Here is an 18682-nt window from a genome sequence, read left to right on the forward strand (position 1 = left end):
AGGGGCAACGCGCGATGACCGGAAGAACTGTCACTTTGATCCTTGAGCCGCTGGACGGCCTCTTCTTCCGCGGCGGCAAGCCGTTCGGCGCCGGTACCGGCGCCACCAGCGGCCTGCCCCAGCCGCAGACCCTGGCTGGTGCGCTGCGGACTGCGCTGATGCAGCGTCTGAACTGTAATTTCGGGACGCTGAAGTCAGACCTGGAGCGCGGTGTACCGCTGGATGCCGCGCTGGCCGGTCAGGGCGCCGATCTGGGCGCCATCGCCGACCTGTCCGTCCGCGGGCCCTGGCTGGCGAAGGACGGTGCCCCGCTGCTTCCCGCGCCGCTGCATCTGCATCGGGAAAAGCATGGACAGGCGCTGCACCTCCTGACCCCGTTGCGCGATGACCTGCCCGGTTGGCGCGAAACCGCAGCGCCGGAGTGGGAGCGGCCGTTATGGGCGGCGACAGAGGCTGTCACCGAACCGGCGGGTGGCTTCATCACCCTGAAGGGCATGGCCGAAGTTCTGGAGGGCCGCCCGCCGGCCGCCGATACCCTCTGGCCCGGGGACTGCCTGTATGACATCGACCGTCGCGTCGGGCTGGCGATCAAGGGGGACACGCTGACCGGCGAGGACGGGATGCTCTATGGGGTGGGCTTTCTGTGCCTGCGAAAGGGTGTGTCCTTCGTCGCCCAGATCGACGGGCTGACCGACGCCCTCAAGGACGTCCTCAGCACCTCTGAGGTCATTGCCTGGGGGGGAGAGGGCCGGCGGGTCAGGGTCGGGATCAAGGACGGCGCTCTGCCTTGGCCCGAACCGCCCGACACGCCGGCGTCCGATCAGGGCGGAACGGTGCTGGTGCTGACCACGCCCGCCTTCCTGGACGGCGGTTGGCGGGGCGCGGACTGGCGACCGCTGGCGGCCGCCGTGCGCGACCCGGTCCCGGTCTCCGGCTGGGATCTGGCGCGCCGTCAGCCGAAGCCCACCCGCTTCGCCGTGCCGGCTGGAAGTGTCTTCTTCTTCGCGGGTGATCCGCCGGAGGATCTGGCCCTTGGGCCGGGCACGGCGGAGGACCGGCATCTTGGTTATGGATGTGTCCTGAAGGGAGTGTGGCGTCATGCCTGATGGGGCGAGAGCAAGCCTGTTCATTCATGCCTTGACCGGCCTGCACCCGGGTTCGGGCACCGCTCTGGGGGTGGTCGATCTGCCGGTCCAGCGCGAGCGGCACACCAATTGGCCGTTGATCCCCGCCTCTTCAATCAAGGGCGTGCTGCGGGCCGCGATGAAGCGCAAGCACAATGACGATGGACAGCTCTGGGCCGTGTTCGGCCCCGATACGGACAACGCGGCCGAGCATGCCGGTGCGCTGGCGCTGACCGATGCCCGGATCCTGGCCTTTCCGGTGCGGTCGCTGAAAGGCGTGTTCGCCTGGATCACCTGCCCGACGGTGTTGGCCCGGTTCTGCCGCGACCGGGCCCTTGTGGGCGAGCAGCCGCTGCCGGCCGTACCGACCGTAACGACCGGCAAGGTCCGCTGTCCGAAGGTAGGCCCGGAGCAAGAAAGCCCGCTGCTGATCGACAACACCGCGCTGATCCTGGAGGAGTTCGACTTCGACTACGAGGGCGATCCCGGACTATGGCCGGAGGTGCTGGCCCAGACGGTGGATGCGGCGACCGGGGATCGGATGCGCACCCATCTGGCGATCCTGTCGGATGATGATTTCGGTCATTTCGTACAGCATGCGACCGAGGTGGTCGCCCGCATCGGACTGGACGCGAAGACCAAGACGGTCAAGAACGGCGCTCTTTTCTATGAGGAGGTGCTTCCGGCCGAGACCCTGTTCCATGCCTTGGTCATGGCGGAATCCAGCCGCAGGGCAGAGGTGCCGATGCCGGCCGCCGAGGTGCTGGCGTGGGTGCGCCAATCTGAGCTGGACGTGGTTCAGATCGGCGCCGATGAGACCATCGGCCGTGGCATCTGCCGCCTGACATGGGCGGACGGAGGTGCGCGATGAGCAGGAAATCGAAGGGGCGCGGTGACCATCATCACCCCCGACAGGCGGTGCCGGCCGGACCGCCCCAGGCGGTCGCCGTGAGTCCCCCCCCGTATCACCCCACGATGGCTGCGCAGGCGTCGACGCCTGCGGGGGGCCCAGCGTCAGGGGGCCAGGGTTTTACAGGCGGATCGGCCGCGGCGGGCTCATCGCCCGCATCGCCGAAGTCCGTTACCGCCCGTGCCCAGGACGTGGCCCAGCAACGTGCCGCCCACGCCTGGGCTGTCATCAAGAAGATCGAGACATGCCCGGCAGAGGCGAAAAAAGACTTCGGCGGTCACGCCAAGAAACTGCCGATGCGCATCCGGGCCGCCGGGCTGGGCCAGGCCTTGGCCTTCGTGCGGGCCAAGGCCAAGGCCAAGGAGAAGGAGGGAAAACGAAAGGAGGGCCTTGTCCTGCTGCTGCAAACCGTCGGCGGGTGGGTCCTGCCCCGTCTCAAGTCTGATGCGGACATTACCGGCACTCCGGCCCTCGCATCCGACGACGCGCTGATCCGCGACATCCTGGGCGGCGACAGAATCTTTCTGCGCCGGGCCACGCTGGAGACGCTGGCCTATCTGGAATGGCTGAACCGTTTTGCCGAGGCGGAGGGGCTGGGCGATGGCGACGACACAGAATGGGATTGACGCCGGGCCGTTCGTGCCGGCTGGAACGCGGGCACGTTTCGACCGCATACAGCCACCGGAGCGCCATCCCGGCCTGCAACTGGACAAGTTCAGCGTCGGCGGAGCGCAGAAGGATCTACAGGCCGAGGCTCTGAAAGAGGTCTGTGCGACGAAGGGCGACAAGGCGGCGCTGGACTGGGCGCTGAAGCGCCGCAACGCGATGCTCGACGCGCTGGGCGCCACCCGGTTCGAGGCGACGACCGAGGGACCGCTCACCCTGCATCTGTCACGCGCCTCGGCGCTGGAGAATGCCGGCATCTGCCTGCACCCGCTTCATGGTTTCTGCTATCTGCCGGGCAGCGGCCTCAAGGGCATGGCGCGCGCCTGGGCGCTGACCGAAGCCGGCCTCACGGAGGATGATCCGACCTTCACGGCGATCTTCGGTCGTTCCCCTGACCCGAAGAAGAACGTTGCGGGCACTGCGGGCGCAGTCGTGTTCCATGACGCCTGGCCGCTGACCTGGCCCAGGCTGGTCCGCGATATCGTCACCAACCACCATAAGAAGTACTATCAGGACAGCGAGCCTCCCGGGGACTGGATGGAGCCGGTGCCGGTCCAGTTCCTGGCCGTGGAGCAGGGCTGGCGGTTCAGCTTCGCCCTGTCCGTCCGCTCCGGTGCCGATGCGGCCTTGGCTTCGGCCCTGGTCGCCACGGCGGCGGACTGGTTGCGCGCCGCGCTTACCGTGAAGGGGGCCGGGGCCAAGACCAACGCCGGCTATGGCACCTTCGTGCCGGTGGAGGGGCCACGCCCGGCGCCACCGGCGGAACGCTCGCTGACCGTCACGCTGGATCTCGTCAGCCCCGCCTTCTTCGCGGGTGCCACGCAGGACGGAAATGACTGCGATCTGCGCCCCGCCACCCTGCGCGGCCTGCTTCGCTGGTGGTGGCGCACCCTGCACGTGGCCCACGTCTCTCTTAAGGACCTGAAAAACCTTGAAACTCTGGTCTGGGGCGATGTCAAGACCGGAGGCTCCGTCAGAGTAGCCTTGACACCGATTGAGAAGAAGGGGTGCTTTAAGTTCGATAAAGATGACGCTGGATTCTACAATAAAAATAATCTCCAGAAGCCTTCTGGCAAAAAAACAACCCAAGGATTGTTCTATTCGTCCTATGGTATGGACGAAAAATCCAAAAATATACGCCGGCAGAGATGGTGCATGGAGGCAGGATCAAGATGGCAGCTTACCTTGACGGCTCGCTCCCCTCTGGTTCTTCGTCAGGCAGCCTCCGCATTGTGGTTGCTTTGTAATTTTGGGGGCGCTGGCTCTAAAAGCAGAAAGGGCTTCGGATCATTTGCAGATGTACAGATTCGGGTCGGATCAGAATCTCTTATAGATTCTTTGAACGACTGTAAATCTGCAGCGGCAGAGTTTCGTTCGATCTATCGCATTGTTTCAATGCCCTCGAAAGCCGAGACTGCTTCCATCGACGATCTGATGGGACCATTGGAGATAGACCTGCCATGGCGGAATCCCTGGTTCGCATTGGACCAGGTCGGTTATGCGACCCAAGCCTTTGCTCAGAAATATAAACACAACCCGGCAAAACAGGTGCTGGGTTTGCCTCGCAAAATTCATGGCCCTAAAGACGATGGCCCGATCACCAACAGAGATGGAATTCGACAGCAAGCGAACTGGGAACCGCCTGTCTGGCTTGGCCACGATCACCCGAGGCGGCCAAGGGAGGTGCTGCCAGAGCGGTTCCGCGATGCATCGCCTGTCCACTATCATCTTACTCGTAGCGCGAATGGCACGCTGGCACTGCGGGTCGTCGCGTTCCCGTCACGCAATCTAGGGGGCAAGGATGGCGGGCGCGCCCTGTTCGCCGACTTGTTCGAGCGCCTTCGGGAGGAGCTTGGCCGCAGGTGCTCTGATCCTGCCCTGTCCAGACTTGGTCAGTCAGCGCTCCGTTCGTCGAATCCTGCCCCTTTCCAGCAGAACAGCTTGCCCGCCCCAGGCACACGGGTCAGGGCAGTCCTGCTTGAGGAGAAGACGAAAAAGGGCGGGTGGAAAGCGCGCTACCCGCAAAACGGGACTGTTGGGCCGATTCAGAACACCCAGGATGTCCCGTCGAACTGTAAGGCAGGGGATGAGGTAGAACTTGTCATCCGCAGCAGGACCGATTTCGGATGGCCAACGCTGAGGGATGACGCACCGCCTAAATCGCCGATAACTTCACAGAATAGTGGGCCGAGCGGTGGAGCCGGTCGGCGACGATGATGGCCATTCTTCTGGCCGATGGATAATGAAGTCAGAACATCTTGTATATCCTTTCCTGAAATGAACTCTATCACTTTTGCCTAATTATTAATGATGGAGATGTCGACATGGCTAAAAATATTGATCGTCTTATCAGCTTTGTTGGACTTGGTTCGAAAAACGAATCGGGGCAGAATGATTACAAACCTACTCGCTATTTTTGGGAGGGACGGGGCGAGGGGCCGATTCAAACAAAGCATGTCTCCCTGGCGTTGACGCGTATTTTGCAGCCGGCTGAAACCGTACTGCTGACCACGGCAAAGGCCAGGGAGACGTGGCAGGAACGACTGCCCGCAGCCTTTCAAGAGGTCGGGCTGCCTGCGCCGAAGTTCGTGGACATCCCCGATGGCAAGGATCAGTCGGAACTGTGGCGGATCTTCGAGATCTGCCGCACGCACCTGGACCCGCCAGAGGCCATGTCGGGCGGAACGGTCATGGACATCACCCATGGCTTCCGATCCCAGCCCTTTCTGGCCGGTGCTGCGGCGGCCTTTACCCGCTTGACGCGAAACCTGGACGACAGCCGCTCGGTCACGCTGGTCTATGGCGCTTTCGAAGCCAGGGATGCAGAGGATCGAACCCCCATCATTGATCTCACTTCCTTCCTCGACATCGTCGATTGGGCTCAGGCGATCATGCTGTTCCTGCGCACCGGCCGCGGCAAAGATCTGGTTGCGCTGACGAGTCGAGACGCTGGGGCGCTGTTCCGCCGTTGGGATGAAGGGGGGCGTCCAGGGACGAAGCCCGGGCTCACCGGTTTGAAGAGGCCGCTTGAGGATTTCGCCGCTGATCTTGCCACGCTGCGTACCGGAAGCCTTCTGTTGCCGACCGGGACGGCGCAGAAGCTGAAAGCCAAGATCGACGAACTCGATACAGAGCTTAAGGGGCATCCCGCTCTGACAACCATCATCGATCGGCTGCGGACCATGGCGGCCGATCTGGTCCTGCCCGACGGTGTGGACACCCTGTCCGGTCCCGACGCCCAGAAGACCATGGCCGCCCTGGCCCGTCGCTATCTGGAGATGGACCGCTACATGGAGGCGGCGGCGATTGTCCGCGAGGGGATGGTGAGTCTCTATGCGCAACCTGAAGCCGGTCGGCCAGGGCAGAGCTTCTCCAAAAAAGCTCGAGACGAGGCGGAATGTCGTTGGCGCCGACTGGATTCAAACGCCAGGGGAGATGGACAGCTACGCAATGACCTGCTGCATGCCGGTTTCAATAGAGGTCCGGCTGGAGCGCCGCAGATTGCGAACGGTGTCAGGAAACTTGTGGAGAACCTTGCCACCGCTCAGATCCCTGAGGAAACTCAGTCGTCCCCTCTCTTCCTCAACCTTTCCAACCACCCCAGTGCCGAGTGGGAGGCCACCCAGCGGGAGGCCGCACGGAAGCTCGCGCCGGAAATCCGTGATCTGCCCTTCCCCGCAGTGCCGCCCGAAGCAGATGACGCTGCCATCAGTCAGATTGCCCGGGACCTTGCCAAGCAGGTGCCCCCCGGCACCACCCATGCGATGATCCAAGGCGAATTCACACTGGCCTTCGCGCTGGTGCGCGAGCTTTACAGAGATGGCGTTGTCTGTCTGGCGGCCACCACCGACCGGGAAATGGAGACGGAGCCGGACGGCAGCCGGCGCTATCGCTTCCGCTTCGTGCGCTTCCGCGCCTACCCCGTCTGAATCCCCGCCCGTGACCACCCTCTATGTCACCGTCCCCGGCGCCATCGTGCGCACCGAGTCCGGCTCCCTGTCCGTCTGGATCGAGGTGCAGGCCGACGACGGCGGGCCGGATGACGGGCCGATCCGCCGCAAGCGCCTGACCAGCATCGAACCACACCGGCTGGAGACGCTGGTGCTGCTGGGCCAGACGGCGCTGACGCCGAACGCCATGCGGCTGTGCATGGCCCACCGGATCACCGTGGCTCTGCTGGACGGCGGCGGCAATCTGGCCGCCCGGGTGGTCCCGCCCGAGGCGCGCACGGCCGATCTCCGCCTGCATCAGTACACGCTGCATCATACCCCGGAGGAGCGGCTGATCCGGGCGCGCGGCGTGGTGGCGGCCAAGCTGCACAACGCTGCCGAGGTGCTGCGCGCCGTCCGCAGCAACCAGTCCAACCCGGACATCGCACGGGCCATCGCGGAGGTGGAGCGGACCGCCGCCACGGTCGCCGATGCCGTCACGCCGGAAACCCTTCTCGGCATCGAGGGCAACGGGGCGCGCCAGTACTTCGCCGGCCTGCGCGCCGCCTTCGTGGGGGACATCCGGTTCACCGGCCGGGCCCAGCGGCCCCCGCCCGACCCCGCCAATTCCATGCTGTCCTTCGGCTATGTGCTGCTGGGCAACCGCATCGCCGGGCTGCTGGAGGCACGCGGGATCGATCCCTGTCTGGGGTTCTTTCATGCGTTGCGTCCCGGCCGGCCGTCGCTGGCTCTGGACCTGCTGGAGGAGCTGCGCCAGCCGGTCGTCGACCGGCTGGTGCTGCGCCTGTGCAATCTGCGCATGCTGAAGCCCGACATGTTCGAAGCCGATGCCGAACGGCCCGGGGGCGTGCGCCTGACGGTGGAAGGGCGCCGCACCTTTCTGGAGGAGTGGGAGGCCCAGCTCGCCCGGCCGCTGCGTGAACAGGGAACGCCGTCCGGGCAGCGGCTGGACGTGCATCGGCTGATCCAGCGCCAGGTTGACCGTCTGGTCGCCGATCTGCGCGGGGGCGAGCCGTACCGCCCCTTCCGCTTCGGCGGCTGACCGGCTGCGCACGCGGAGCGGGGCCGCATCATGGCGCTGTGGACCGACCCCGACGATGACGAGTTCTTCGAGGACCCGTTCGATGCCGATGTCGATACCCTTGCCACCCTGCTGACCGGGAAGCCGCCGATGAACCGCTACGTCGTCTCCTATGACATCATCGACAACAGGCGCCGCGTGAAGGTGTCCAACTGCCTGGACAGCTATGGCCAGCGGGTCCAGAAGAGCGTGTTCGAGGTGCTGATCTCCAAACAGCTCCATGCCCGCATGATCCGCGAACTGACCGCTCTGATCGACGCCGGACAGGATCGGATCAGCATCTATCCCCAGTGCGGCAGTTGTGATGCCCGCCGCGTCGATCTGGGGGTTGCGCCGGACAAGCCCGTACACCAGAATTGGATCATCGTCTGATCCTCAAGGAAACGGACGGTCGGCAGGCAAGGGGAATCGTAACCGCTGTGGCATGCCAGGGCCGGGGGGGCTCACGATTCGGGCCAGGGTCTTGAAACTGTGAAGAAAAAAACCTTCTTCCCGCGCCGACGGCGGCTGAAGAGGTGGGCTGCGGGCCGGGCGCCGGGCCGGTTACGAGAAACCGCCGGCCATGCCTTTGCTCCACTTTGTCTTTTCAGGGCTGCTTCCGCAGCCCTCTCCCCGCTACCGAGGGGACTGAAACGAGCACCTCCTCCATCTCGTCACGTCGCCAACGGTCGATCCGCAGCCCTCTCCCCGCTACCGAGGGGACTGAAACGCCACCTCGGCAAGCGCCACCAGCGTTTCCGCATCCAGTCCGCAGCCCTCTCCCCGCTACCGAGGGGACTGAAACGCGGTTGGTCCAACGTGCGTTACACCCATCGTTACGCCACTCCGCAGCCCTCTCCCCGCTACCGAGGGGACTGAAACATGCTGGACGATTTCGCGCTCTTCCTCGTCGGTATCATAAAAGTCCGCAGCCCTCTCCCCGCTACCGAGGGGACTGAAACGTCGTCGAGGTCGATGTCGTCCTCGGGATGGAGCCACCAGTCCGCAGCCCTCTCCCCGCTACCGAGGGGACTGAAACAGGAGCGCCGCGCCGAGCTACGATGATTGACGCTCGCTCCGCAGCCCTCTCCCCGCTACCGAGGGGACTGAAACGAGGTTGGCCTCCACGGTCAACGTGTCGAAGGTGAGCTTTCCGCAGCCCTCTCCCCGCTACCGAGGGGACTGAAACCATCGCGGCTTGCGTCGGAACGTCCGGTCTGCTAAGAAAACTCCGCAGCCCTCTCCCCGCTACCGAGGGGACTGAAACCCGGTCGGGTTCCTCTTCCATCAACTCAAGCAGAGCCGCTCCGCAGCCCTCTCCCCGCTACCGAGGGGACTGAAACTCCCCAGCCGTCACGACGGTGCCGCCGTCCGCGGGTGTTTCCGCAGCCCTCTCCCCGCTACCGAGGGGACTGAAACGCGGGCGAGCCCCCGCCGAAGAAACCGACGGTGATATCCCGCAGCCCTCTCCCCGCTACCGAGGGGACTGAAACCCAAGGGACGCGAGAGCAATAACGGAGTGGTGCGGGGACCCGCAGCCCTCTCCCCGCTACCGAGGGGACTGAAACAATATTCATGCTCGCTGACACATAAGAATTGCCGTCAACCGCAGCCCTCTCCCCGCTACCGAGGGGACTGAAACCACGTGCGGCGGACGCCATTACCCGAATGGCGGGCGACCCGCAGCCCTCTCCCCGCTACCGAGGGGACTGAAACGCGGGCGCAGGGTGTGAGCGTCAGTCCGCGGTCCGCAGCCGCAGCCCTCTCCCCGCTACCGAGGGGACTGAAACTCCTCTCGGAGATGCGCTCCAAGGGGCTGGACTTCGCCGCCGCAGCCCTCTCCCCGCTACCGAGGGGACTGAAACCCGTACTCCAGTACGGCATCCTGATTGAAACGGATGCTGTCCGCAGCCCTCTCCCCGCTACCGAGGGGACTGAAACGGTGCGGACGACGACCATCCTGCCGATCATGTCCAGACCGAGTCCGCAGCCCTCTCCCCGCTACCGAGGGGACTGAAACTCGCGCCGCTCGCCACCATCGTGATGTCACGACCAAATCCGCAGCCCTCTCCCCGCTACCGAGGGGACTGAAACCCGCGGCGATGCGCGTGCCGTCGGCTTTGGCGGCGTCCAGCGTCCGCAGCCCTCTCCCCGCTACCGAGGGGACTGAAACAGGTGCTGCCCCGTCGTGAGGCACGCGACGGCAATCGCTCCGCAGCCCTCTCCCCGCTACCGAGGGGACTGAAACAGGGCGTCCCCGACGCCCAGAGCCGCAACCGGGACGCTCCGCAGCCCTCTCCCCGCTACCGAGGGGACTGAAACACCCCGCTTCCTTTAGCCGCTGAAACAGTCCAGCCGGTCCGCAGCCCTCTCCCCGCTACCGAGGGGACTGAAACTTGAGCATGTCGGAGACGCATCCGTTTTCGAGCATGCAGTCCGCAGCCCTCTCCCCGCTACCGAGGGGACTGAAACAGGACGCGGGCCGAGGCGAAGGGGTCGGCCGTACAGAACCCGCAGCCCTCTCCCCGCTACCGAGGGGACTGAAACGACGAACGACGCGTACCGCCCGCACGGGGAAATGGTGTCCGCAGCCCTCTCCCCGCTACCGAGGGGACTGAAACACAGCGGGGCCATCCTCTCTATGTAGCTTGCCATTCAACCCGCAGCCCTCTCCCCGCTATCGAGGGGGGAGAGGCGCGGGCGGTTCGTTCTTGCGGGGATGGAGGGCGCGGGGGTCACTCCAGGGGCTGGATGAGCACCTGCCCCAGCCCGAACACCGTGGCCTTGCCCAGATGCACCCAGCCGAGCGCGGCCAGCAGGGGCCAGAGCGGCCCCGGTCCCTCCGGCAGGTCGAGCGAGCCTGTCACCCCGTGCAGGTCCAGTTCGCCCTGGTTCGCGGAATACCGGTGCAGGTGGGCCGGGCTGCCCCGCCATCGGCCGGCCGGCAGCGCCCGCGCCCAGGCGAGCGCCGGCCCGTTCAGGGCGGACAGTGCCGCGCCTCCGTTCCCGGCCGTGGCCCCGGCCAGCCGGGACAGCCGCCGCAGACCGACCGCCACGATGTCCGGCAGGGTGGGCTGGTCGATCAGCCGCCCCCGGCGCAGCATCCGCACCGGCACATCGAAGACCAGACGGCAGGGCAGCCCGGCCGTGGCCTCCCCTGCCGTGCCCAGGGGCCAGACCACCTGATCCAGGCCGAACGGGTCGGCCGTGCCTGCCCGTACCTGTCCGTCCGGCCCCAGTGACCGGATCGCCCGGACGGCGAAGGGTCGGCGCTCCGGCCCCAGCCCGCGCGCCGAGGCCAGCAGCCAGCCCTCCAGAAGGGCAGGGTCTTGGTGCAGGGCCTCTGCCATGCTGATCCACTCCACCGCCGGCCAGTCCACCGCATCCGGGGGCGCGGGGCGCAGCAGATACCGCGGATGCGCCTCTGCCCCCGATTCGGCACGCCCCTCGAAAACGGCGGCGTAGCAGCCCGGGTCATGGTCGTGCAGAGCCGCGCCCCAGACCCCGCGCAGCATCGGCACCGTGGTCATCACGCCCGGCGTATCCAGCACCAGTCTCCGGGCCTTGACATGCACCGAGGCGAGGGCGACGCGCAGCTCATCGGCCAGGGCGGAGGCCGGGGGAAGGTCGGCTGTCGGGAGCATGTGCAGGCCCGGGCTCCAAAGCAGATGGCTCAGAAGCCGCAGCTTTCATCGAGCCCGGCCGCGCGTCAACGTGCAGCGGTCGCTGACGGCATGCTGCGGGCCGGATGATGCGCGTCGGCGTCCGCGTCGAGCGCCCGTCCGGACACCGGCCGGACGGACCGCCCTTCAGTCCGCCAGGCGGTAGACGTACCGACAGGACGGACGCTGGCCGCCGCGCTGCGGCAGGTCGGAGACATAGTCGCCGTCATAGGCGAAGCCCATCCGCTCCAGCACCCGGCGGGAGACGTGGTTCTGCGCGAAGGTGTTGCCCACCACCTCGCGGTAGCCGCGCTCGCGCAGCAGGTCCAGCGCGAAGGCCACGGCCTCCTGCACATACCCCTGCCCGCGGAAGGGGAGGCCGATCCAGTAGCCGATCACGGCCACCGGCTTCGCGTCCTTCCAGCCGATGCTGCCCAGCACGGCGCCGTCCTCGCGGCGGCGGATGGTGAAGTAGGGGCTGGCCGTGCCCCGCCCCTCGATCCACCGGCGCATCGCCTCCTCCGTGCAGGGCCAGGGCATGGAGGCCGTCATCATGATGGCGTCCCGGTCCCCGCCCAGGAGGGCCGCAAAGGCCCCGGCATCGTCGGGCACCTGGGGGCGGAACTCCAGCCGCGCACTGTGGTAGGTCTCCGCCACCGCGGCCGCCACCAGACCGGCAGGGTCCGCATTCACGGGACCGGCGTTCACGGATTCGGTGCTCATGCAGCATCCCCCCGGATCAGCGCAGCCAGGGCATCGGGCTCGAACCCCTCGTCGAGCAGCAGGTCGAGCCCGGCGGGGCAGGGGGCGGGCAGGTCCGGGGCGGTCTCCCCGTACTCTGCAAGGTCCGCGAGCGCGTCACGCCGGGCCAGCCTCCAGGCCCGCTCCAGATCAAGACGCTGGCGCATGCCCTCGCTGAAGCGGGTCAGGGCATCACCCTGCCAGGTGCGGATCTCCCGCCGCCAGCCGGCCGCCGCCAACGCCTCGGGCGAGGCGGCGAGCTTGATGCCGTGGCCCAGGACCCGGCGCAGCAGGGATTCCACGGTCCGCAGTTCGGAGATGCCCAAATCCTCGATCTCCTCGGCCACATGCTGGAGGTCGAGGTCGTTGGGCAGGTCCCGCCGGCCCTTCGCCAGACCGCGGAGAACCTGCGCCTGATGCTGCGACCAGGCGAAGATGTCGGTGTCGTATCCCAGCGGATCGCGCATCGGTCCCTCCGGCCGCGATGGTAGCGTGGCCCCCGATGGCGGTCCAGCGGCTGCGGGGGGCCGGCCCCTCAACGGAAAACGCCGCGCGGGGGGCTCCCCCGCGCGGCGTGTTCTTCCGCAGAAATGTCGTCGCCGGACCGTCCGGCGACCCTGCCGGTCAGCGGTCCTTCGGCGGGTCCATCAGCTTTTGCATGAGGTAGACCCCCTGCAGGCCGGTGATGAAGGCGCGCTGCTTCAGGTTGGCCGCCGCCGAGTGGCCGCCCTCGATGTTCTCGTAATAGAGCACCGGATGGCCCTGGGCCTGCATCCGGGCCGCCATCTTGCGGGCATGGCCGGGGTGCACGCGGTCGTCCTTGGTCGAGGTGTAGAAGAAGACCTCGGGGTAGTCCTTGTCCTTCTTCACGTTCTGGTACGGGCTGTACTTCTCGATATAGGCCCGTTCCTCGGGGATGTCGGGATTGCCGTACTCGCCCATCCACGACGCGCCGGCCAGCAGCTTGTTGTAGCGCAGCATGTCCAGCAGCGGCACGGCGCAGATCACGGCGCTGTAGAGGTCCGGCCGCTGGGTGAAGGCGGTGCCGACCAGCAGGCCGCCGTTGGAGCCGCCGAAGATGCCCAGCCGCTTCGGGCTGGTGACCTTCGTCTTCACCAGATCCTCCGCCACGGCGGCGAAGTCGTCGAAGGCGCGCTGCCGGTTCTCCTTCAGCGCCGCCTGATGCCAGCGCGGCCCGTACTCGCCGCCGCCGCGGATGTTGGCGACGGCATAGACCCCGCCCGCCTCCAGCCACGCCTTGGACAGGGGCGAGAGATAGGACGGCGTCGAGCTGATCTCGAACCCGCCATAGCCGTACATCAGGGTCGGGGCGTCGCCGGTCGGCTCCAGCCCCTTGCGCTTCACGATGAAGTAGGGGACGCGGGTGCCGTCGGCGCTGGTGGCGAAACGCTGCTCGGTGGTGAAGGGGGCGGCGTCGAAGCGGGCCGGCAGCGACTTGATCGCCTCCGGCGCGCCACCGCCCGGCATCAGGTACAGCGTGTCGGGCTGCAGGAAGCTGGCGAAGTTGACCAGCACGTCGGTGCTGAAGCTGTCGGTGGAGACGATGCGGAGGCTGCCGGCCTCGGGCAGGGCCACGTCCTTGCGGACCCAGCCGTCCTTGCCCGGGGTCAGCGCCGTCAGCCGGCCCTTCACGTCGTCCAGCAGGGCGGCGTAGACGGCGTCCTTGGCGATGGCGACGGACTGGATGGCGACCGTGTCCGTCGGCGCCAGGATCAGCTCGGCGGTCTTCGGCGCGGCACCGCCTTCGATCTCCGCCAGCGGCACGGCGACCAGCGCGCCCTGCGGCAGGGTCTTCCCGCCCACCGTCCAGGCGGCGCGCAGCAGCAGCAGCAGCCGGCCCTGGAAGGTGCCCTGCAACTCCACGGTCAGCGGCAGCGCCAGCTTCGTGGTCTTGCCGTCCTTGCCGACCAGATGCCATTCCTCGGTGAAGAAGTCGGGGCCGCGGTTCAGCAGCAGCACCGTGCCCTCCGGCCGGTGGATCGCCAGCGGCCGGGCCCAGACGTCATCCTTCGCCACGGTCAGCAGCACGGGCGCCTTGGTAAGCTCGGTGCCGCGCTTCCACAGCCGGACCTGCCGCGGATAGCCGCTGTCGGTCATGCTGTCGGGGCCGAAATCGCTGGCGACCAGCAGCGTGTCCTGGTCGGCCCAGGCGTACCACTGCTTGGCCTCGAACAGGACGAAGCCGCCCTTCACGAACGCCTTCTTCTCGACGTCGAACTCGCGGATCACGGCGGCGTCCTTGCCGCCGCGCGACAGCCGGACGAGGCAGCGGCTGCTGTCCGGCGCCAGGCAGAGATGGCCCTGGTAGACCCAGTTCTCGTTCTCTTCCCTGGCCAGGGCGTCGATGTCCAGCACCACGTCCCAGGCCGGATCGGCCGTGCGGTAGCTGTCCACCGTGGTGCGGCGCCAGAGGCCGCGGACATGGTTCTCGTCCTGCCAGAAATTATCGACCACCCCGCCTTCCAGCGAGCCGTAGGGGATGCGGTCGCGCGCCGTCAGGATGCGCTCGGCCTCGGCCCGCAGCGGTTCGAAACGGGGGTCCTTCTCCAGCCGGGCGAGCGTCTTCGCGTTCTGCTCGCGGGCCCAGGCGATGGCCTTGTCGCCCTCGACCTCCTCAAGCCACTGGAACTCGTCCGCCGCCATGTCCTTGACCTGTGCCGTCTGCTGCTGTGCCAGGGCGGCACCGGCCAGCCCCGTGCCGGCCAGCAGACCGGCGGCCAGCGCCGCGAGAAGGGAACCCGTCTTCGCCATCGTTTCTTCTCCAAGCCTCCTGACGGGGGCGGCCGCCCCCCTTCCTCGGGGTTTACCATCCCCCGGAGGGTGGCGGAAGGACAGCTTCGGCCCCGGGTCGGGGGTCCGGTCGGGGACACGCCCCCGGCCTATCCTTCCCGCGCCGCGTCGCGGCAGGCCCGCAGCAGGGCGGGCCAGTCCTCCGGCGGGGTGCCCCGCGCGACCATGCGCCCGAACACGGCATAGGGATCGCCGGCATCGCCGTCCTTGCGCAGCCCGTCCGCTCCGTTCAGCCAGCAGTAGGCGATGATCCGGCTGCTGCTGTCGAAGCGGAAGAAGAGCCGCCAGCGCCCGGTCGCAACGCGCCGCCAGGGCGAGAGTGGCCCCTTCAGCCGGTAGTCGGCCCGGTTCGGGTCGGCCGGCACCTCCACCAGCATGATGGTCAGCAGCCGGCCCAGCAGCTTGGCGTTGGGATGGTGGACATAGTCCACCGGGTCCGCCGCGCGCAGCCGGCGGACGCTGTCGGCCAGCCGGTCCAGGCTCGCCGTCAGGGCGGGATATTCCAGCAGGCGCCAGCCGTTGCGGATGACAGGCATCGCCCCCGCGGCCCTCAGAACGACGCGTCGCCCAGGTCGTCGTCGTCGCCCACGGTGACGCCGACGACCAGTTCCCCCATCTCCGCCAGCCGTTCCTCGGACAGGTCGCGCAACTGGCGGGCATCGGCCTCGATGAAGGACAGCCAGGCTGCCAGCATCGGGTCGGCAGCGTCCTCCACCGCGGTCTCCTCGGGCAGCTCCTGCGCCACGACCAGCATGACGCCGGGTCCGACCACCCGCGCCTTCAGGGCGCCGCGGAACTCCGGATGGCGGCGGAACAGCGCCTTGTCGAAGCGCAGCGCTTCTGAATTGCCGGCGGTCGTGCCGCGACCCTGGTAGTCGGTGCTGTCGGTGTGGCCGCTGCGCCCGGTCATGTCAGCCTCCCCGCCGGCAGTGCGGATGCCGGACGTACGAACAAGAGTACGCACGCTGCCGGGCGAGGGTCAAGGACGCTCCCGTCCGCGGACGCCTCAGTCCGCGAATGCCTCGTCCCAGGTGCCGCGGGTGGCGGCCTTGCTGTATTCGGTGGCGCGGTTCTCGAAGAAGTTGGTGTGCTCGATCCCGTTCAGGATGGCGTCCATCCAGGGCAGGGGGTTCTTCTCGATGCGGTAGACCGGCTCCAGGCCGAGCTGGCCCAGCCGGCGGTCGGCGATCCAGCGGATGTAGCGCTTCACATCCTCGGCGGTCATGCCCTCCACCGGGCCCATCTCGAAGGCGAGATCGATGAAGGCGTCCTCGTGATGGACGATCGTCTCGCAGCAGACGGTCAGCTCGCGCTGGAACGCCTCGGTCCAGACCTGCGGGTTCTCGTTCACGAAGGTGCGGAACAGCTTGATCATCGAGAGCGTGTGCAGCGTCTCGTCGCGCACCGACCAGGTGACGATCTGGCCCATCCCCTTCATCTTGTTGAAGCGGGGGAAGTTCATCAGGATGGCGAAGCTGGCGAACAGTTGCAGCCCCTCGGTGAAGGCGCCGAACACGGCCAGGGTCTTGGCGATGTCCTCCAGGCTGTCGACGTTGAAGCCCTGCATGTAGTCGTACTTGTCCTTCATCTCCTTGTAGCGGAGGAAGGCCGAGTACTCGATCTCCGGCATGCCGATCGTGTCCAGCAGGTGGCTGTAGGCCGCGATGTGGACCGTCTCCATGGCGGAGAAGGCGGCCAGCATCATGCAGACCTCGGTCGGCTGGAAGACGCGGCTGTAGTGCCGCATGTAGCAGTTGTTCACCTCCACGTCGGCCTGCGTGAAGAAGCGGAAGATCTGCGTCAGCAGGTTCCGTTCGGCCTCCGTCAGCTTCTGGCGCCAGTCCTTCACGTCGTCGGCCAGCGGCACTTCCTCCGGCAGCCAGTGGATGCGCTGCTGCGTCAGCCACGCCTCGTAGGCCCAGGGATAGCGGAAGGGCTTGTAGACCGGGTTGGGCGTCAGCAGGGGGGAGGCCATGGCGTCCACACTATATCTAGGGGGTGGTGCGATAAGATAGCACAGGATAGGCCCCGGGGAAGGGCCTCCTCCCGTCGCGGCCCTGTGGAAAGCGGGGGCGGTTCCGCCCGCCCCGGCGCGGCGGTCAGCGCCGCCGCGGGTCCACGGCCCGGGCCGCGGCCTCCAGGGTGCGGGTGGCGAGCGCCTGCACCTCTTCCAGCGTCAGGCGGCCGTCGCCGTCCGCGTCGGCGGCGGCGAAGCGGGCCTCCGCCTGGGTCCGCAGCTCCGCCGCCGTGACCTGGAAGTCGGCATCCGTGTCGGCCGACATCACGGCATCCAGCCGGGGCCGGGCCCGGCTGCGGGCGGCGCGCTCACGCGGGACGACGCCTGCCGCGGACGGATCGCCGCCCGGCGTTCCCTCCGTCCCCGGCCGGTCGCGTCCGGTCGGTTCCGGCGGGGCGCGGAACGGGGAGCGCAGGCGGTACTCGGTCAGTTCCGCGGCGGTGATGCGTCCGTCGCGGTTCAGGTCGAAGGCGGCGAAGGCGCGGTCGGTGTCGGCCAGCAGTTCGATCCGGTCCACGGCCCCGTCGCCATTGCGGTCGGCCCGCCGGAACCAGTCGGTCAGCGCGGCGCGGTAGGCTTCCGGGTCGGGGGTGGGGGCGGAGAGCAGCTCTCCCGCCGGGCTCAGGGCGGTCAGGCGTGGGCGCGGGATGTCCGGGTCGGAACCGGCGCAGGCCGCAAGCAGCAGGGTCAGCGCGGCGAAGGCGGGAAGCTGGCGCATGGGCGGCGGGTCTCGGGCTTCGGCGCGGGAGCGCCGGGGAAGGGCAATGGCGCGACAGCGCCGGGAAAGGCGACGGCGCGACAGCGCCGGGAAGGGCGACGGCGCGACAGCGCCGGGGAAGGGCGACGGCGGAGCGCCGGGACGGCAGCGGCACGACAGCGCCGGGGAAGGGGTGGGACCTCAGCTTACACGTCGGCCGTGGCGGCGAGTAGCCTTCCGGACGGGCCGCCGGCACGGGACCGGCATTTCGCAGGTGCGCACGGGGGCGGCGCGGGGTAAAGCTGGCGACCCGCCTTCCGCATCCGCTGCCCGGCCTGCCCATGACCGTCCGACTGGCCATCTTCGACTTCGACGGCACGCTGGCCGACAGCTATCCCTGGTTCGCCGCGAATTTCAATTCGATGGCGGAACGATGGCGCGTTCCCAGGCTTTCGGCGGAGGAGCTGGAGGCGATGCGGGACACCGGCGCGCGCACCCTGATCGCGCATCTGGGCGTGCCGTCCTGGAAGCTGCCGCTGATCGCGGCCGACATGAAGCGGCGCATGGCGCGGGACATCGGCAGCCTGCCCCTGTTCGACGGCGTGCCCGCCCTGCTGGCCGGGCTGCGCGCCGCGGGCACCACCGTTGCCGTCCTGACCTCCAACTCCGAACCCAACGTGCGCCGGGTGATGGGACCGGAGGTGGCGGAAAACGTGGACCGTTTCGTCTGCGGAACAGCCTTGTTCGGCAAGGCCCCGAAGCTGCGCCGGCTGCTGCGCGACCTGCGCGTCCCGGCGGCGGAGGCGCTCTCCATCGGGGACGAGATCCGCGATCTCGACGCGGCGCGGGAGGCGGGGGTGCCCTTCGCCGGGGTCGCCTGGGGCTATACCCGCCCGGCCGCGCTCGCCGCGGCCGGGGCCGATCCGGTCTTCGACACCGTGGCCGGAATGGCCGCCGGACTGGGCGTCCGCCTCTAGCCTCGCGGCCCGGTGCTGGCACGCCGGGCGGGATTGGTGTACCTCACCGCCATGCTGCGCCGCGGGA

Annotated in this window: 16 protein-coding genes and 1 CRISPR repeat array; of the genes, 8 read left to right on the forward strand and 8 right to left on the reverse strand. The window is 67.7% G+C overall.

The genetic code is table 11. The features are described from left to right. Positions 1-14 precede the first annotated feature (14 nt). The 7 genes from cmr3 (at position 15) to cas2 (ending at position 8103) form a co-directional block, all read left to right on the forward strand. Positions 15-1106 carry a type III-B CRISPR module-associated protein Cmr3 gene (gene cmr3 / locus RC1_RS16665; RefSeq protein WP_083759356.1) on the forward strand — a complete coding sequence of 364 codons (1092 nt, stop codon included), beginning with the start codon at positions 15-17 and terminating at the stop codon, positions 1104-1106. Continuing rightward, positions 1099-1995 (forward strand): type III-B CRISPR module RAMP protein Cmr4, encoded by an 897-nt coding sequence (gene cmr4, locus RC1_RS16670; protein ID WP_012568620.1) that lies wholly within the window; start codon positions 1099-1101, stop codon positions 1993-1995. Before cmr3 ends, cmr4 begins: the two co-directional genes overlap by 8 nt. After that, on the forward strand, positions 1992-2660 hold the full coding sequence (gene cmr5 / locus RC1_RS20940) for a type III-B CRISPR module-associated protein Cmr5 (RefSeq protein WP_188346934.1): 669 nt from the start codon (positions 1992-1994) through the stop codon (positions 2658-2660). The genes cmr4 and cmr5 overlap by 4 nt, the downstream gene beginning before the upstream one ends. Next, positions 2635-4917 carry a type III-B CRISPR module RAMP protein Cmr6 gene (cmr6, locus tag RC1_RS20945; RefSeq protein ID WP_012568622.1) on the forward strand — a complete coding sequence of 761 codons (2283 nt, stop codon included), beginning with the start codon at positions 2635-2637 and terminating at the stop codon, positions 4915-4917. Before cmr5 ends, cmr6 begins: the two co-directional genes overlap by 26 nt. Before the next feature lie 107 nt (positions 4918-5024). Next, positions 5025-6629: a TM1812 family CRISPR-associated protein gene (locus RC1_RS20950; protein WP_012568623.1), complete on the forward strand. Its 1605-nt coding sequence runs from the start codon at positions 5025-5027 to the stop codon at positions 6627-6629. Positions 6630-6639: 10 nt separating this feature from the next. Continuing rightward, entirely contained in the window at positions 6640-7692 is a 1053-nt protein-coding gene (cas1, locus tag RC1_RS16690; RefSeq protein WP_012568624.1) for a CRISPR-associated endonuclease Cas1, read from the forward strand. Between the two features lie 30 nt (positions 7693-7722). Continuing rightward, positions 7723-8103 (forward strand): CRISPR-associated endonuclease Cas2, encoded by a 381-nt coding sequence (gene cas2 / locus RC1_RS16695; protein ID WP_012568625.1) that lies wholly within the window; start codon positions 7723-7725, stop codon positions 8101-8103. A gap of 225 nt (positions 8104-8328) precedes the next feature. Continuing rightward, positions 8329-10406: direct repeats of the CRISPR family, unit length 37 nt; unit sequence TCCGCAGCCCTCTCCCCGCTACCGAGGGGACTGAAAC. A 39-nt stretch (positions 10407-10445) separates the two neighbouring features. On the opposite strand, the gene cas6 is transcribed toward cas2, so the two are convergent. The 8 genes from cas6 to RC1_RS16735 form a co-directional block, all read right to left on the reverse strand. After that, positions 10446-11354: a CRISPR system precrRNA processing endoribonuclease RAMP protein Cas6 gene (gene cas6, locus RC1_RS16700; protein WP_012568626.1), complete on the reverse strand. Its 909-nt coding sequence runs from the start codon at positions 11352-11354 to the stop codon at positions 10446-10448. Between the two features lie 165 nt (positions 11355-11519). Next, entirely contained in the window at positions 11520-12095 is a 576-nt protein-coding gene (locus tag RC1_RS20405; RefSeq protein ID WP_012568627.1) for a GNAT family N-acetyltransferase, read from the reverse strand. Beyond that, entirely contained in the window at positions 12092-12580 is a 489-nt protein-coding gene (locus tag RC1_RS16710) for a DUF29 domain-containing protein (RefSeq protein WP_012568628.1), read from the reverse strand. Before RC1_RS16710 ends, RC1_RS20405 begins: the two co-directional genes overlap by 4 nt. Before the next feature lie 157 nt (positions 12581-12737). Continuing rightward, on the reverse strand, positions 12738-14885 hold the full coding sequence (locus RC1_RS16715) for a prolyl oligopeptidase family serine peptidase (protein ID WP_012568629.1): 2148 nt from the start codon (positions 14883-14885) through the stop codon (positions 12738-12740). Between the two features lie 128 nt (positions 14886-15013). Further along, positions 15014-15460 (reverse strand): type II toxin-antitoxin system YhaV family toxin, encoded by a 447-nt coding sequence (locus RC1_RS16720; RefSeq protein ID WP_012568630.1) that lies wholly within the window; start codon positions 15458-15460, stop codon positions 15014-15016. A gap of 14 nt (positions 15461-15474) precedes the next feature. Next, positions 15475-15834: a hypothetical protein gene (locus RC1_RS16725; RefSeq protein ID WP_012568631.1), complete on the reverse strand. Its 360-nt coding sequence runs from the start codon at positions 15832-15834 to the stop codon at positions 15475-15477. Between the two features lie 96 nt (positions 15835-15930). Continuing rightward, complete coding sequence (locus RC1_RS16730; protein WP_012568632.1) at positions 15931-16899, reverse strand: ribonucleotide-diphosphate reductase subunit beta; 969 nt, start codon at positions 16897-16899, stop codon at positions 15931-15933. Between the two features lie 124 nt (positions 16900-17023). Next, positions 17024-17659, reverse strand: coding sequence for an EF-hand domain-containing protein (locus RC1_RS16735; RefSeq protein WP_012568633.1), 636 nt, complete (start codon positions 17657-17659; stop codon positions 17024-17026). A gap of 320 nt (positions 17660-17979) precedes the next feature. On the opposite strand from RC1_RS16735, the gene RC1_RS16740 reads away from it, so the two are divergent. Further along, positions 17980-18615 carry an HAD hydrolase-like protein gene (locus RC1_RS16740; protein ID WP_012568635.1) on the forward strand — a complete coding sequence of 212 codons (636 nt, stop codon included), beginning with the start codon at positions 17980-17982 and terminating at the stop codon, positions 18613-18615. Positions 18616-18682: the final 67 nt, after the last annotated feature.

This window comes from Rhodospirillum centenum SW (genome assembly GCF_000016185.1).
Lineage (GTDB): Bacteria > Pseudomonadota > Alphaproteobacteria > Azospirillales > Azospirillaceae > Rhodocista > Rhodocista centena.